The organism is Nocardioides marmoribigeumensis, assembly GCF_031458325.1.
Classification (GTDB): domain Bacteria; phylum Actinomycetota; class Actinomycetes; order Propionibacteriales; family Nocardioidaceae; genus Marmoricola_A; species Marmoricola_A marmoribigeumensis.
Map to the genome: position 1 here is coordinate 3311097 of NZ_JAVDYG010000001.1, position 15755 is coordinate 3326851.

At 72.0% G+C, this 15755-nt stretch carries 10 protein-coding genes and 1 tRNA gene; 5 read left to right on the forward strand and 6 right to left on the reverse strand.

The features are described from left to right. Window positions 1-34: 34 nt before the first annotated feature. The 6 genes from J2S63_RS15805 to J2S63_RS15830 all read right to left on the reverse strand — a co-directional run bounded on the left by J2S63_RS15805 (window position 35) and on the right by J2S63_RS15830 (window position 8951). Window positions 35-1429 (reverse strand): acyl-CoA dehydrogenase family protein, encoded by a 1395-nt coding sequence (locus tag J2S63_RS15805; RefSeq protein ID WP_310304160.1) that lies wholly within the window; start codon window positions 1427-1429, stop codon window positions 35-37. A 72-nt stretch (window positions 1430-1501) separates the two neighbouring features. Then, window positions 1502-1693, reverse strand: coding sequence for a DUF6104 family protein (locus tag J2S63_RS15810; protein ID WP_310304162.1), 192 nt, complete (start codon window positions 1691-1693; stop codon window positions 1502-1504). Window positions 1694-1718: 25 nt separating this feature from the next. Continuing rightward, window positions 1719-5492 (reverse strand): multifunctional oxoglutarate decarboxylase/oxoglutarate dehydrogenase thiamine pyrophosphate-binding subunit/dihydrolipoyllysine-residue succinyltransferase subunit, encoded by a 3774-nt coding sequence (locus tag J2S63_RS15815; protein ID WP_310304165.1) that lies wholly within the window; start codon window positions 5490-5492, stop codon window positions 1719-1721. 158 nt (window positions 5493-5650) lie between these two features. Continuing rightward, window positions 5651-7078, reverse strand: coding sequence for a hypothetical protein (locus J2S63_RS15820; RefSeq protein WP_310304167.1), 1428 nt, complete (start codon window positions 7076-7078; stop codon window positions 5651-5653). Window positions 7079-7335: 257 nt separating this feature from the next. After that, on the reverse strand, window positions 7336-8757 hold the full coding sequence (locus J2S63_RS15825; RefSeq protein ID WP_310304169.1) for a choice-of-anchor P domain-containing protein: 1422 nt from the start codon (window positions 8755-8757) through the stop codon (window positions 7336-7338). 122 nt (window positions 8758-8879) lie between these two features. Continuing rightward, window positions 8880-8951: transfer RNA gene (locus J2S63_RS15830), tRNA-Arg, on the reverse strand. Between the two features lie 107 nt (window positions 8952-9058). Between J2S63_RS15830 and argS the strand changes: the two genes are divergently transcribed. From argS to thrB, 5 genes are read left to right on the forward strand one after another with little or no spacing between them, the layout of a single operon-like run. Further along, a complete protein-coding gene (argS, locus tag J2S63_RS15835; RefSeq protein ID WP_310304172.1) occupies window positions 9059-10717 on the forward strand; it encodes an arginine--tRNA ligase in 1659 nt (552 codons plus the stop codon). Then, a complete protein-coding gene (lysA, locus tag J2S63_RS15840; protein WP_310304174.1) occupies window positions 10714-12117 on the forward strand; it encodes a diaminopimelate decarboxylase in 1404 nt (467 codons plus the stop codon). Before argS ends, lysA begins: the two co-directional genes overlap by 4 nt. 11 nt (window positions 12118-12128) lie before the next feature. Beyond that, window positions 12129-13469: a homoserine dehydrogenase gene (locus tag J2S63_RS15845; protein WP_310304176.1), complete on the forward strand. Its 1341-nt coding sequence runs from the start codon at window positions 12129-12131 to the stop codon at window positions 13467-13469. Continuing rightward, window positions 13466-14551 (forward strand): threonine synthase, encoded by a 1086-nt coding sequence (gene thrC, locus J2S63_RS15850; protein WP_310304178.1) that lies wholly within the window; start codon window positions 13466-13468, stop codon window positions 14549-14551. The genes J2S63_RS15845 and thrC overlap by 4 nt, the downstream gene beginning before the upstream one ends. Continuing rightward, on the forward strand, window positions 14552-15508 hold the full coding sequence (gene thrB / locus J2S63_RS15855) for a homoserine kinase (RefSeq protein ID WP_310304180.1): 957 nt from the start codon (window positions 14552-14554) through the stop codon (window positions 15506-15508). It begins immediately after the preceding gene. Window positions 15509-15755: the final 247 nt, after the last annotated feature.

A 15755-nucleotide genomic window follows, 5' to 3' on the forward strand; every position in this document is an offset into this window, starting at 1 on the left:
CGAGACCACGTGATCTCGACAGGCTCGATCATCGCTACTTCCTCCCGGGCGGGGAGAGGAGCTTCATCGCCACGCCCATGATCGGGCCCGGCACGCGGTCCTTCGACCGCAGCGCGGCCTGGGCGACCTTGGTGCGGTTGGGCGTGCCGCGGCCCCACACGGCGTTGAGCGGCGGGCCGTCGGTCGGCGCGGTCACGTGGACCGGCGGCGGCGGGGTGGCGGAGGCCCCCAGGGTGCGGCCGATGATCAGCCGCTGGATCTCGCTGGTGCCCTCGAAGATCGTGTAGAGCTTGGCGTCGCGGTACCACTTCTCCACCGGGTGGTCGGTGATGTAGCCCCAGCCGCCCATCACCTGGATCGCCTTCTCGGTCGCGTCGACGGCGAGCTCGCTGGCCAGGAGCTTCGACATCGACCCCTCGGCGTGCTGGAAGGGCACCTTCTGCGCTGCCATCCACGACGCCCGCCAGGTCATCAGGCGGGCGGCGTCGAGCCGCGCGTAGAGGTCGGCGAGAGCGAAGGAGATGCCCTGGTTGTCGATGATCGGTGCGCCGAACGCCTCGCGCTCGTTGGCGTACGACGTGGCGTAGTCGAGTGCGGCCCGCGCGATGCCGAGCGCCTGGGCCGCCACCATCGGCCGGGTCTGCTCGAAGGCGCCGAGCGTGCTGGAGCGCTTGCCCTCGGGTGCCGCGGAGGCGTCCTCCTCCCGCACCTTGGCCAGCTTGTGCTCGAGCTTGTCGTCGCCGCCGAGGAGGTTCTCGCCCGGCAGCCGCACCCCGTCGAGCCTGAGCTCGGCGGTGTGGGAGGCCCGGCACCCGAGCTTGTCGAGCTTGCGCACCAGCTCGAGCCCCGGGGTGCCTCCTGGGACGATGAACATCGCCTGGCCCCGGTGCCCGAGCTCGGGGTCCACCGAGGCGTTGACGACGTGGACGTCGGCGATGCCGCCGTTGCCGATCCACATCTTGTGGCCGTCGATGATCCAGTCGTCGCCGTCGCGGCGGGCGGTGGTCCGGAGGTTCTTCACGTCGCTGCCGCCCTGCGGCTCGGAGATCGCCAGGGCCGCCAGCTTGAGGTCGCCGGGCTCGCCGAAGCACTCCGGCGCCCACCTCAGCATCTGCTCCGGCGTCGCCGCCTGGCCGATGGCCGAGAGGGCCAGGGCGGGCATCACGACGGCCAGGCCGATGCCGGCGCAGCCCCAGAACAGCTCCTCCATGAACAACGGGAGGCTGAGGCCGGTGGGGTCACCGATGAGGTCGCGGTAGAACAACGGGTTGTAGAAGCCCTGCTCGGCCGCCTCCTCCAGGACCGGCCACGGGAACTCCTGGCGCTGGTCGTACTCCTGCGCGACGGGCCGCACCACGTCCTCCGCGAACGCGTGCGCACGCTCGACCAGGTCGAGCTGGGCAGGGGTGAGGGACAGGTCGAAGCTCATGAGCACGGTCTCCGGGTGAGTGGACAGGTGTGCTCTGGCTCTACCCCCCTCGAGGTGGCCCTGAAACCGGTCCTAGAGGTCGGGGAGGTCGTCGTCCTCGTCGTCGAGACGGGCCAGCCAGGTGGCCAGGCGCTCGACGGGCACCTCGAACTCGGGGTTGAGGTCGACGAACTCCGAGAACCGGTCGGCCAGCCAGGCGAAGGAGACCTCCTCCTCGCCACGCCGGCCGGTCAGCTCCTCGATGCCTCGATCGGTGAAGTACACCCGTGCCTCCTCTGACCCGGCCGGCTCAGTCGGCGAACGCCTGCTGGAGCAGGGTCTTCTGCTCCTCGACGTGACGACTGTGCTGGCCCACCGACGGCGAGGTGCTCTCCGGGCGCGAGACCCGCGAGAAGTCCACGTCGAGCTCCGGGAGCAGGTTGAGCGCCAGGTGCGGCCACGGACCCATGTTGGCCGGCTCGTCCTGCACCCAGCGCACCTCGGTGAGGTCGGGGTACTTCGCCAGCTCGGCCTTGAGCTCCTTGAGCGGGCGCGGGTAGAGCTGCTCGATGCGGACGATCGGCGTCGTGGGCTCGTCGCCCTCCCGCTTCTTGCGCTCGACCACGAGGTCCCAGGTGATGCGACCCGAGCACATGAGCACCTTGGTCACCTTGTCGGGGTCGACGGTGTCGTCGCCGATGACCGGGCGGAAGGTGCCCTCGGTGAAGTCCTCCGGCTGGGAGGCCGCCTCCTTGCGCTTGAGCATCGACTTGGGCGTGAAGACGATCATCGGGCGGTGCCGCTCGCCGAGCGAGTGCTGGCGCAGCAGGTGGAAGTAGCTCGCCGGCGTCGAGGGCTGGGCGACCACGAAGGCGTCCTCGGCGGCCATGGTCAGGAAGCGCTCGATGCGGGCCGAGGAGTGGTCGGGACCCTGGCCCTCGTAGCCGTGGGGAAGCAGGAGCACCACACCCGACTGCTGGCCCCACTTGGCCTCGCTGGAGGAGATGTACTCGTCGATGATGGTCTGGGCGCCGTTGACGAAGTCGCCGAACTGCGCCTCCCACAGCACCAGCGCCTCGGGACGGGCGACGGAGTAGCCGTACTCGAAGCCGAGGGCGGCGTACTCCGAGAGCAGCGAGTCGTAGACGTAGAACTTCTCCTGCTCCTCGCCCAGGTTGGACAGCGGGGTCCACTCGTCGGCGTTCTCGCGGTCGATGATGACCGCGAACCGCTGGGCGAACGTGCCGCGGCGGGAGTCCTGGCCGGCGAGCCGGACGGGACGACCCTCGAGCAGCAGCGAGGCGAAGGCCACGATCTCGCCGGTGCCCCAGTCGATCGGGCCGGCGGTGATGGCGGCCGCGCGGCGCTGGAGCTGGGGGAGCACCTTGGGGTGCACGGTGAAGCCGTCGGGGGCGTTGAGGTAGGAGTCGGCGACCCGCTTGAGCACCTCGCGGCTGATCGCGGTCGCCTTCTCGGCCTGCGGCTTCTCGGGGTAGTCCGGGACGGTCAGCCACTCGTCGGGCTGCTTCTCACCCTCACGGACGTCGCGGAAGACCCGCTCCAGCTGCTGCTGGTAGTCCTTGAGGACCTCCTCGGCCTCCTCGATCGTGATGTCGCCACGTCCGATGAGGGACTCGGTGTAGAGCTTGCGCACCGAGCGCTTCTGCTCGATCAGGTCGTACATCAGCGGCTGGGTGTAGGACGGGTCGTCGCCCTCGTTGTGACCGCGGCGGCGGTAGCAGACCAGGTCGATGACGACGTCCTTCTTGAACGCCTCGCGGTACTCGAACGCCAGCCGCGCCACGCGGATGCAGGCCTCGGGGTCGTCGCCGTTGACGTGGAAGATCGGCGCCTGGACCATCCGCGCCACGTCGGTGCAGTAGAGCGAGGAGCGCGACGAGGACGGCGAGGTGGTGAAGCCGACCTGGTTGTTGACGACGACGTGGATCGTGCCGCCGGTGCGGTAGCCGCGCAGCTGCGAGAGGTTGAGCGTCTCGGCGACCACGCCCTGGCCGGCGAACGCCGCGTCGCCGTGGATCAGCAGCGGCAGGACGGGGAACTCCGCGCCGCGGTCGAGCACGTCCTGCTTGGCGCGCGCGATGCCCTCGAGCACCGGGTCGACGGTCTCGAGGTGCGAGGGGTTGGCCGCGACCGAGACGTTGATCTTGGCGCCGTCCTCCGCCACGAAGACGCCGTCGGCGCCCAGGTGGTACTTCACGTCGCCCGACCCCTGGATCGTGCGCGGGTCGATGTTGCCCTCGAACTCGCGGAAGATCTGGTTGTAGGACTTGCCGACGATGTTGGCCAGCACGTTGAGCCGCCCACGGTGGGCCATGCCGATGCAGACCTCGTGCAGCTTGGCCTCGGCCGCGGCCTCGCAGATCTCGTCGACCAGCGGGATCGTGGTCTCGCCGCCCTCGAGGCTGAAGCGCTTCTGGCCGACGAACTTGGTCTGCAGGAAGGTCTCGAACGCCTCGGCCTGGTTGAGCTTGCGCAGGATGCGCAGCTGCTCCTCGCGCGGGGGCTTCTTGTGCGGCTTCTCCACGCGCTCCTGGATCCACCGGCGCTGCTCGGGGTCCTGGATGTGCATGTACTCGATGCCGATGGTGCGGCAGTAGGAGTCGCGCAGGATGCCGAGGATGCCGCGCAGCTTCATGAAGGCCTGCTCGCCGCCGAACGAGCCGGTGGCGAACTCGCGGTCGAGGTCCCACAGCGTGAGCCCGTGGGACTCGATCTCGAGGTCGGGGTGGCTGCGCTGCTGGTACTCCAGCGGGTCGGTGTCGGCCATCATGTGGCCGCGCACGCGGTAGGCGTGGATCAGCTCGAGGATGCGGGCCTGCTTGCTGATGTCCTCGTCGTGGCTGGTGGAGATGTCCTTGGACCAGCGGATGGGCTCGTAGGGGATGCGCAGCGAGCGGAAGATCTCGTCGTAGAACCCGTCCTCGCCCAGCAGCAGCGCGTGGATGCGCTTGAGGAACTCCCCGGACTGCGCGCCCTGGATGACGCGGTGGTCGTAGGTCGAGGTCAGCGTCATGATCTTGCTGACCGCGTTGCGGGCGAGGGTGTCGTCGGAGGCGCCCTGGAACTCGGGGGGGTACTCCATCGAGCCGACGCCGACGATGCAGCCCTGGCCCTTCATCAAGCGCGGCACCGAGTGGTTGGTGCCGATCGTGCCCGGGTTGGTCAGGGACACCGTCGTGCCCTGGAAGTCGGTCACGGCGAGCTTGCCGCCGCGGGCCTTGCGGATCAGCTCCTCGTAGGCCGTCCAGAAGCCCGCGAAGTCCATGTCCTCGGCGGCCTTGATCGAGGGCACGAGGAGCTGGCGGGTGCCGTCGGCCTTGGGCAGGTCGATGGCGAGGCCGAGGTTGATGTGGGCCGGCTGGATGAGGGTCGGCTTGCCGTCGACCTCGTCGAAGCCGTTGTTCATCTCCGGCATGGTCTTGAGCGCCTTGACCAGCGCGTAGCCGATCAGGTGGGTGAAGGAGACCTTGCCACCACGCGCGCGGGCGAGGTGGTTGTTGATGACGATGCGGTTGTCCCACAGCAGCTTGACCGGGACGGTCCGGACGCTGGTCGCGGTCGGGACGCTCAGCGAGAGGTCCATGTTCTGCACGGTGCGCGCGGGGGCGCCCTTGAGGGTGGTCAGCGTGGGCTCGTCGCTGGCCTCGGGCTGGGGGGTGGGCTGGGAGTCGCGGGACGTGCGCGAGGGGGCCTTGTTGGGCGAGGCGTCGGCGCGGGGCTTGGGGCTCGTGCCGGAGTCGGAGGACCCGGTCTCCTTCTCGGGCGCCTTCTCGGCGGGGGCCTTCTTCTCGGGTGCCTTCTTGGCCGGTGCCTTCTGCTCCGGTGCCTTCTCGGCCGGCGCCTTCTTCTCCGGTGCCTTCTTGGCGGGGGCCTTCTCGGCGGGAGCCTGGGAGGAGCCGTTGGAGGAGGACCCGTTGCGTGCGGCGAAGTAGTCGGCCCACTCCTGGTCGACGCTCTTCGGATCCCGCTCGAACCGCTCCTGCATCTCCTCGACCAGCCACTCGTTGGCGCCGAAGTCAGAGGATGGGGGGGTGGTCGGGTTGTCCTGAGCAGACTCTGCCACGACTGAGCTCGCCTCTTCCGATGCGTACGAAGGTGCACGTCCGTCTGGAACGCTGCCGACAAGGCTAGTCCCTCGCCCATGCACGTGGGGTGCCTCGGGGAGGGACGGACGGTGCCGAGCGCGTCACACTCCCGGCCCCGCCCCGGTCGGGGGACCGGTCAGTAGCGCTTGATCGCCGTCCGGGCGTAGCCGAGGTTCTGGGTGCTGGTGCCCGTCGCCTCGGTCAGCGTCACCTTGACAGCGGTGATGTTGCCTCCCCGTCGCCACGTGTCCCGGACGAAGAACCGGATCGCGGAGACGCCGGGGATCGTCCCGAGCCGGACCAGCGAGGCGTTGGCCGGGGTCACGTCGCGCGCCTTGACCTTGCCGCCGACCAGGATCCGGTCGATCCGGCTCCCGGCGAAGCTCGTCGAGACGGCGCCGGACGAGCTCTGGCGGACCGTGGCCCTGCCGACCACGCCCTCCAGGACGAGGTCGGTGCCGTTGAGCTCGAACCTGGAGACCGTGCCCCGGGTCCAGGCGACGGCCTTGCCGCGGCGGCCCTGGACGCCGTACGACGACCCGGTGAGGCCGGTGGCCGTGGCCTGGTTGGTGTCCCCGAACTCGGCGCTCCGAGCCGTGCGGGTGCGGACCTTGCCGCGGGTGCCCTCGCAGGGCAGCTCCTTCCACCCGATGTCGCCGGAGTTGCCGAGACCGCCGCGGTTGGTCTCGCTGCCGCCCACGCCGACCCCGGCCATGACGCCGGAGCGGACGCCCTTGGTGATGCGGGCCCACGAGCGGCCGATGTTGAGCTCGATGTTGTCCTCGAGCGTGCTCTCGTCCTGGTCCTGGCCGAAGAGCTGGATGCGGATGAGGAACGAGGAGGCGTAGGCGGTCGTCCGGCCGACGCCGCGGCGGTTGAAGCCCTTGAGCAGCGAGATCCGGCCGAGGCCGGGGATGGTGATGCCGCCGGCGTTGTCGCCGAGCACGTCGATCACCTGGCCGATCGCGGCGCTGCCCTGGTCCTTGATCGCGTGGAGCAGGTCGTCCAGGGGGGTCCCCGTGGCAGGGGCCTCGGGCAGGACCAGGTCGACGTCGAGCGCCGAGACCTGGTTGCGGGCGTGCAGCTTGCCGTCGGTGGTCGCCCACGCCGTCGAGGTGGTCCGCAGCCCGGTGAAGCTGAGCTCGGGACCGCCGTCGATGCCGCCGACGACGATCGACCCGATCCGGCTGGTGCCCTGGGACGCCCCGGCGATGCCGCGCTTGGGCGCGCGGTAGGAGCGGGTGAGGCTCGTGACCGAGTTGACCTTGACCAGGGGCTGCTGGTCGTTGAGCGGCAGGCCGATCTCGTCCTCGAGGGAGTTCTGGGTGGTCCGGCCGGCCAGGCGCGTGCAGTAGATGTAGGAGAAGGCCACCCGCGGGAGGGTCAGGTCGGCCTGCGGGGCCAGCGCCCGGGCGCCGTACGCCGTGGCCTGGAAGCCGAAGCTGGTCTCGGCCAGCGCGGCCTGCGCCGGCGCCGGGGTGAGGACGACGGCGCCGCCGAGCGCCAGGCCCGCCGTCACCGCGAGGGCGGCCGCGCGCGAGCGCAGCCTCGTGATCGGTCCCATCGGTGTGCTCCCACGAGGTCAGGGTCCGGGGCAGGGTGCGCCCCGGACGTGGCCGGTCCCGGTCTCCCCTGAGGTCGGCGCCGCCCAGACTGCGGAGCCGCTCGGGACCGAGGTCCAGGGTAAGGAGGATCGGGGGCCTGTGTGGGCGAAGCGGACATCTCGGTGCCGGGGCACGTCGGGCACGTCGGGCACGTCGGGACGCACGAGGGGCGGCGGCCGGTCGGCCACCGCCCCTCGTGGGCGTCGTGCGGGTGCGGTCAGTAGCGCTTGATCGCCGCCCGCGAGTAGCCGAGGGTCACCGTCACCGGCTTCACCGCCTCGGCCAGGACCACCTGCGCCGCGCTGATGTGGCCGCCACGGCGCCACTTGCCGCGCGGGAACAGGCGGACGCTCACGACCCCGGGGATCTCCGGGAGCTTGACCGAGCTCGCCGTCCTCGGTGTCACGTCGCGGCCCAGCACCCGGCCGTTGACCAGGATGCGTCCGATGCGGCTGCCCGCGAAGTCGGTCCTGACCGCGCCCGAGGAGCTCTGGTGGACGTTGGTGCGTCCCACGACCCCCTCGAGGACCAGCTTGGTGCCGTTGACCGTCACCTTCTGGACCGCGCCCCGGGTCCAGGCCTCGGCCCGGCCGCGACGTCCCTGGACGCCGTACGACGAGCCGCTGGCGTTGCTGAGGACCGTCGGGACCGACATGCCGAGGTTGACGGTGGCGGCCTTGCGGGTGCGCACCCGGTCACGGGTGCCCTCGCAGGGCAGTTCCTTCCAGGCGAGGTCCCCGACCGCGCCGATGGCGGTGTCGGTCTGGACCCGGCTGCCGACGCCGACCCCGGCCATGACACCGGAGCGGACGCCCTTGGTGATGCGGGCCCACGAGCGGCCGATGCCCAGCTGCATGTTGTCCTCGAGCGTGCTCTTCTTGCCGTCGAGACCGTAGAGGTCGAGCCGGAACAGGAACGACGACGCCGCCGCACTGACCTTGCCGGCGTAGTGGCGGTCGAAGCTGCCCAGCGAGATCGTGCCGAGGCCCGGGATCTCGATGCTGCCCAGGTTGTCCTGCAGCACGCCGATGACCTGGTCGAGGACGTCGCCCGTCGTGCTGTTGACGGCGTCCAGCAGGTCGTCCAGGGGGGTGCCGGTCTTCGGCGGGGTGGGCAGCTTGAGGTCGAGGTCGAGGGCCGAGACCACGTTGCGCGCGTGCAGCTTGCGGTCGTTGTCGGCCCAGGCGGTGGAGACGGTCCGGAGCCCGTCGAAGGAGAGCTCGGGGCCGCCGTCGATCCCACCGAGGACGACCGAGCCGATCGAGGTGCTGCCCTGGGAGGCGCCGGAGATGTTGCGCCTCACGTCCCGGAAGGAGCGCGAGGAGGTCTTGACGGCGTTGATCTTGACCAGCGGCTGCGAGGCGTTGAGCGGCAGGCCCAGCTGGTCCTCGAGCGAGTTGGTCTGCGAGCGACCGGCCAGCCGCGTGCAGTAGATGTAGGAGAAGGCGGTCCGTGGCAGCCCGACCTGCGCCTGGGGCGCCTGCACCCGGGTGCCGTAGGCCGTGGCCTGGAAGCCGTAGCCGGTCTCGGTCAGGGCGGCCTCCGCGGGGGTGCTCAGCACCACCGCTCCCGCCAGCGCCAGTCCCGCGGCCGCCACCAGGGCGGCGGCGCGCGCGCGCAGGGTCTTGCTCGATCTCATGTATGTGCTCCCACCGTGTCGACGGGCCGACGAACCGGGCCCGCAGACAGGGTAGGGACGGCGAGCCGTCGATGGGGTAAAAGTCCGGTCTGCCGCAGGTGCGGACGAGACCAGTGGAGGGGCGCCCCCGGAAGGATTCGAACCTTCGCTCCCGCCTCCGGAGGGCGGTGCTCTATCCCCTGAGCTACGGGGGCCGGTGGCCCAGTCGTGACGGTGGCCGTCACGGCGCCGGGCCAGCGTACACGTCACGGGGACGGACTCCGGACCGGGAGTGCGGCGGGGCCTTTGTAGGCTTGGGCAGGTGACCCCCCTCGAGCTCTCTGCCCTGGTCGTTGCCGCCCTCGGAGCCCTCCGGGACCGCGGTGAGCTCGACCTGCCCGAGCTGCCCGAGAGCGTCGTCGTCGAGCGTCCCAAGCAGCGCGGCCACGGCGACTACGCCACCAACGTCGCCCTCCAGCTCGGCAAGCGCGCCGGCATGGCGCCGCGCGCGCTCGCCGAGCTGCTCGCCGCCGAGCTCGTGGCCGACCCGGCCGTCGCGGCCGCCGAGGTGGCAGGTCCCGGCTTCCTCAACCTCACCCTCGACGCCGGCGCCCAGGGCGCGGTCGCCGCGCAGGTCGTGGCCGCAGGCGCGGCCTACGGCCGGGGCGACGCCCTGGCGGGCCGCCGGGTCAACGTCGAGTTCGTCTCGGCCAACCCGACCGGGCCGCTGCACCTGGGACACACCCGCTGGGCGGCCGTCGGCGACGCCCTGGCCCGGGTGATGGAGGCCGCGGGCGCGGACGTCGTGCGGGAGTTCTACGTCAACGACCGCGGCAGCCAGATGGACAAGTTCGGCGCCTCGCTCGAGGCCTCGGCGCTGGGGCGGCCGGTGCCGGAGGACGGCTACCACGGCGACTACGTCCACGACCTGGCCCGCCAGGTCGTGGCCCAGGAGCCCGGGATCCTCGAGCTGCCCGAGGGGGAGCGGCTGGTCGCCTTCCGGGAGGCGGGCTACCGCCTCCAGCTGGCCGACCAGCAGGCCGACCTCGAGGGGCTGCGCACGCACTTCGACACGTGGTTCTCCGAGCGCTCGCTGTTCGACGACGGCAAGGTGCAGCACGGTCTCGAGGTCCTGGAGAAGGCCGGCCACCTGTTCGAGGCCGACGACGCGCTGTGGATGCGCACCACCGACTTCGGTGACGACAAGGACCGGGTGCTGCGCCGCGGCAACGGCGAGCTGACCTACTTCGCCTCCGACACCGCCTACTACGTCGACAAGCGCGAGCGCGGCTTCGACCTGTGCGTCTACCTCCTCGGCGCCGACCACCACGGCTACGTCGGGCGGCTGCGGGCCATGGCCGCCTGCGCCGGCGACGACCCGGACAGCACCATCGAGGTGCTCATCGGCCAGCTGGTCAAGATCCTGCGGGGCGGGCAGGAGGTGCGGCTGAGCAAGCGGGCCGGCTCGATCGTCTCCCTCGCCGAGATCGTCGAGCTGATCGGCGTCGACGCGCTGCGCTACACGCTGGCGCGCTACCCCAACGACTCACCGCTCACCCTCGACGTCGAGGCGGTGACCCGGCAGAGCTCGGACAACCCCGTCTTCTACGTGCAGTACGCCCACGCGCGGCTCAGCGCGATCCTCCGCAACGCCGCCGACCTCGGCCTCGCGGTGGACCCCTCGGTCGACCCGGCGCTGCTCGACCACGAGCGGGAGGGCCTGCTGCTGCGTGCCCTCGCCGAGTACCCCCGGGTGGTCGCCGCCGCGGCGAGCCTGCGGGAGCCGCACCGCGTGGCGCGCTACCTCGAGGAGACCGCGGCGACCTTCCACCGCTTCTACGACGTGTGCCGGGTGCTGCCGATGGGCGACGAGGAGGCCGGCGACCTCCACCGCGCGCGGCTGCTGCTGGTCGCCGCCACCCGGACCGTGCTCGCCAACGGCCTCGACCTGCTCGGCGTCAGCGCCCCGGAGCGGATGTGAGGGCCCACGAGGCGGGCGCCCTCCACGCCGACATCAACCACCGGGGGCCGTCCTGGCTGCGCACGCCGCGCGAGGTCAACGACCTGGTGCCGTCGCTGTGGTCCTCGACCGCCCGCAAGAACGACGACGGCGCGCTGGAGGTCGGCGGCGTCGACCTGCGTGACCTCGCCCGCGAGGTGGGGACGCCGGCCTACGTCCTGGACGAGGCCGACTTCCGCGCGCGGGCCCGCGCCTTCCGGCAGGCGTTCGCCGACTACGACGTCTACTACGCCGGCAAGGCGTTCCTCTGCACGGCGGTCGCCCGCTGGGTCGCCGAGGAGGGGCTCAGCCTCGACGTCTGCTCGGGCGGCGAGCTGAGCGTCGCGCTGCGCGCCGGGGTCGACCCCGCCCGGATCGGGTTCCACGGCAACAACAAGACGACCGGCGAGCTGCGCCGGGCCGTCGAGGCCGGCGTGGGCCGCGTGATCGTCGACTCCTTCCACGAGATCGACCGGCTCGAGGCGCTGCTCGCCGGGTCCGCCCCCCGCCACCCGGTCGGCGTGCTGGTCCGGGTGACCGCCGGCGTGGAGGCGCACACGCACGAGTACATCGCCACCGCCCACGAGGACCAGAAGTTCGGCTTCTCGATCAGCGCCGGCGACGCCGAGGCCGCTGCCCGCCGGGTCGAGGCCGTCGACGGGCTCGACCTGCTCGGGCTGCACAGCCACATCGGCTCGCAGATCTTCGACACCTCGGGCTTCGAGGTCGCCGCCCGGCGCGTGCTGGCGCTGCAGGCGCGGCTGGCCGAGGTGCTGGGCCGCGAGCTGCCCGAGCTCGACCTGGGAGGCGGCTTCGGCATCGCCTACACCACCCAGGACGACCCGGCCGAGCCCGACCGGCTCGCCCAGGAGCTCACCGGCATCGTCGAGCACGAGTGCCGCGCGCTCGGCATCGTCGTACCCCGTCTGTCGATCGAGCCGGGGCGGGCGATCGTGGGTCCCTCGACCTGCACCCTCTACGAGGTGGGCACGGTCAAGGCGGTGGGGCTCGACGGGGGAGCGGTCCGGTCCTACGTCTCCGTCGACGGCGGGATGAGCGACAACATCCGCACCGCCCTGTACGACGCCGACTACTCCGCCACGATCGCCTCGCGGCGCTCCGACGCCGAGCCGGTGCTGGGCCGCGTGGTCGGCAAGCACTGCGAGGCCGGCGACATCCTGGTCAAGGACGAGTTCGTCCCCGGTGACCTCCTCCCGGGCGACCTCCTGGCGGTGCCCGGCACGGGGGCCTACTGCCGCTCGATGTCGAGCAACTACAACCACGCGCTCCGCCCTCCGGTGGTCGCGGTCCGCGACGGCAGCACCACCGTGCTGGTCCGGCGCGAGACCGAGGACGACCTGCTGGCCTGCGACCTCGGCTGAGGGCTGACAGGATGGGGCGGCCAGCGAGCGGAGCAGAGGGAGTGACGGACGTGAGCGCGACACCGGTGCGGGTGGCCCTGCTGGGCTGCGGCTCCGTCGGCAGCCAGGTGGTCCGGCTGCTGCGGGAGCAGTCCGCCGACCTCGAGGCCCGGGTGGGAGCGCCGGTCGAGCTCGTCGGCGTCGCCGTACGCCGGCTCGACGCGCGGCGCGAGGTCGAGGTCCCCGAGGGCCTGCTGACCACCGACGCGGCCGGCCTGGTCGCCTCGGGGGTCGACGTGGTCGTCGAGGTGATCGGCGGCATCGAGCCCGCCCGGTCACTGATCCTGTCCGCGCTGGAGCACGGGGCGAGCGTGGTCACCGCCAACAAGGCGCTGCTCGCCGAGGACGGCGCGACGCTCTTCGCCGCCGCCGACAAAGCCGGTCGCGACCTCTACTTCGAGGCCTCCGTGGCCGGGGCGATCCCGATCCTGCGCCCGTTGCGCGAGTCCCTCGCGGGCGACCGGGTGCGCCGTGTGCTCGGCATCGTCAACGGCACCACCAACTTCATCCTCGACAAGATGGACACCAGCGGCGCCGGCTTCACCGAGGCGCTCGAGGAGGCGCAGGCCCTGGGCTACGCCGAGGCCGACCCCACCGCCGACGTGGAGGGCTTCGACGCCGCGGCCAAGGCCGCGATCCTGGCCAGCCTGGCCTTCCACACCCGTGTGGTCGCCACCGACGTGCACCGCGAGGGCATCTCCGAGGTCTCCGCCGCCGACGTCGCCTCCGCACGCCAGATGGGCAGCGTGGTCAAGCTGCTCGCGATCTGCGACCTGGTCGAGGGCCCCGACGGCCCCGCGGTCTCGGCCCGCGTGCACCCCGCGATGATCCCCAGGTCCCACCCGCTGGCCAGCGTGCGCGAGGCCTACAACGCGGTCTTCGTGGAGAGCGACGCCGCCGGTCAGCTGATGTTCTACGGCCCCGGTGCCGGGGGCTCGCCGACCGCCTCGGCCGTGCTCGGCGACCTGGTCACGGTCGCCCGCAACCGGCTCCAGGACGTGCGTGGCGTCGGCGAGTCGACGTACGCCGACCTGGGCGTGCTGCCCATGGGCGCGACGACCACGCGCTACCACGTGGCGATCGACGTCGAGGACAAGGCCGGTGTGCTGGCCGCGGTGGCGCAGGAGTTCGCCAAGCAGGACGTGTCCATCCAGACCGTGCGCCAGCAGGGTCGGGGCGAGGACGCCCAGCTCGTCGTGGTGTCCCACCGGGCCACCGACGAGGCGCTGTCGGCGACCGTCGCCGCGCTGCGCGAGATGAGCGAGGTCCGCGAGGTGACCTCGGTGATGCGGGTCGAGGGGGACAGCGAGTGAACCAGTCAGCACGCACCGGTGCGCACCAGTGGCGCGGGGTGATCGAGGAGTACCGCGAGTGGCTCCCGCTGCCGGAGGGCACCCCGACCCACACCCTGCGTGAGGGCGGCACCCCCCTGGTCGACAGCCCGTGGCTCTCCGGGCTCACCGGTGCCGACGTGTGGATCAAGGTCGAGGGCTCCAACCCGACCGGGTCGTTCAAGGACCGCGGCATGACCGTCGCGCTGTCGGTGGCGGTCGGGCAGGGCGCCAAGGCGGTCGTGTGCGCGTCCACCGGCAACACCAGCGCCTCGATGGCCGCCTATGCCGCGCGCGCCAAGGTCAAGCCGCTCGTGCTCGTCCCCCAGGGCAAGATCTCCGCCGGCAAGATGGCCCAGGCCATCGTCCACGGCGCCCAGGTGATCATGGTGCGCGGCAACTTCGACGACTGCCTGCGCATCAGCCGCGAGCTGGCCGAGAAGTTCCCGGTCGCCCTGGTCAACTCGGTCAACCCGTTCCGGCTCGAGGGGCAGAAGACCGCGGCGTTCGAGATCGTCGACCTGCTCGGCGACGCACCCGACGTGCACGTGCTGCCGGTGGGCAACGCCGGCAACATCTCGGCGTACTGGAAGGGCTACACCGAGTACCACCGCGAGGGCATGAGCACCCGCCTCCCGCAGATGCTCGGCTGGCAGGCCGAGGGCGCGTCGCCGCTGGTGCGGGGCGAGGTGGTGCGCGACCCCGAGACCGTGGCGTCCGCGATCCGCATCGGCAACCCGGCCTCCTGGCACCTCGCGGTCGAGGCGGCGGAGACCTCGGGCGGCCGCTTCCGCTCGGTCACCGACGAGCAGATCCTCGACGCGCAGCGCCGTCTGGCCGCCGCGGAGGGCATCTTCGTCGAGCCCGGCTCGGCCGCCTCGGTGGCGGGGCTGCTGCAGGACGTCGCCGCGGGGGAGGACTTCCGCGGCCGGACGATGGTCGTCACGGTGACCGGCCACGGGCTCAAGGACATCGACACCGCGCTGTCGACCTTCACCGACCTGGTCGACGTGGTGGTCGATCCCGAGGTGAGCGCGGCCGCCGAGGCCGCGGGGCTCGCCTAGATGGACGCCCAGCGGGCCCACGACACGGAGCAGGTCTCGTTCGCCGAGGGGCCGGTCGCGGTCCGGGTGCCGGCCACCAGCGCCAACCTCGGTCCGGGCTTCGACGTCCTCGGCCTGGCCCTCACGCTGTACGACGACGTGGTCACCGAGGTGCTCTCGACCGAGACCGGCGACCCCGTGATCACAGTCGCCGGCGAGGGGGCCGGCGAGGTCCCGCTCGACGAGACCCACCTCGTCCATCGGGCGATGTTCGCGGCCTTCCAGGCGATGGGTGTCACGCCTCCCCGGCTGCGGCTGGACTGCCGCAACGAGGTCCCCCACGGGCGGGGGCTGGGCTCGTCCTCGGCCGCGATCGTCTCCGGGCTCTGGGCGGCCCGGTCCCTGGTCCAGGACGGCCCCGAGCGCTGGAGCGATCACGCCCTGTTCGAGCTCGCGGCCCGCATCGAGGGGCACCCCGACAACGTCGCGCCGGCCGTCTTCGGCGGGCTGACCCTCGCCTACGAGGCCGACGCGCAGTACCAGCTGGTCCGGCTCGACGTCCGTGCCGACGTCGTGCCGCTGGTGCTCGTGCCCGACCACCCGATGGAGACCGAGGTCGCCCGCGGGCTGCTGCCCACGTCGGTGTCCCACGCTGACGCGGTCTTCAACTCCGCCCGCACCGCCCTCCTCGTCGCTGCGCTGAGCGGCGCCCTCCCGCTCGAGGTCCTGGTCGACGCCAGCGACGACCGCCTGCACCAGCCCTACCGCACCGAGGCGATGCCGCAGACCATGGCCGCGGTCGCCGACCTGCGCGCGGCCGGAGTGCCCGCCGTGCTCTCGGGAGCGGGCCCCTCGGTCCTGGCCCTCGCCCGCCCCGGACAGGAGGCCACGGTCGAGGCCCACCGCCCGGAGGGCTGGCGGCTGCACGCGCTGGCGGTCGACGCCGACGGCGTCCGCACGCAGGACGTGCCCGGCTGACCGGGTGCCGGTCCCGTCCTGGCCCGTGTGACGGCGGTCTCGGTCGCCCGGTGCTAGGGTGGGCTCGGCCCTCGTCCCAGGCGTGAGGACGCCGTCGCCCGTGCGACGACTCCCAGCCGCCGAGGCGCTGCCTCTCTCGAATCCCCGGTCGACCGGTCCGTGGCGCTCTGCCACGCGGCCCCTGGGCCCCGGGTTCTCGGAAACTCACCAGATGTGACGGCCGTCCGGTCCCCGGACGGTCACGACG

Excerpts from the sequence above, each read along its gene's own strand:
- J2S63_RS15805 (WP_310304160.1), bottom strand. The coding sequence starts at position 1,429 with ATGAGCTTCGACCTGTCCCTCACCCCTGCCCAGCTCGACCTGGTCGAG.
- J2S63_RS15820 (WP_310304167.1), bottom strand. The coding sequence starts at position 7,078 with ATGGGACCGATCACGAGGCTGCGCTCGCGCGCGGCCGCCCTCGCGGTG.
- J2S63_RS15825 (WP_310304169.1), bottom strand. The coding sequence starts at position 8,757 with ATGAGATCGAGCAAGACCCTGCGCGCGCGCGCCGCCGCCCTGGTGGCG.
- J2S63_RS15845 (WP_310304176.1), top strand. The coding sequence starts at position 12,129 with ATGGGGCGGCCAGCGAGCGGAGCAGAGGGAGTGACGGACGTGAGCGCG.
- thrB (WP_310304180.1), top strand. The coding sequence starts at position 14,552 with ATGGACGCCCAGCGGGCCCACGACACGGAGCAGGTCTCGTTCGCCGAG.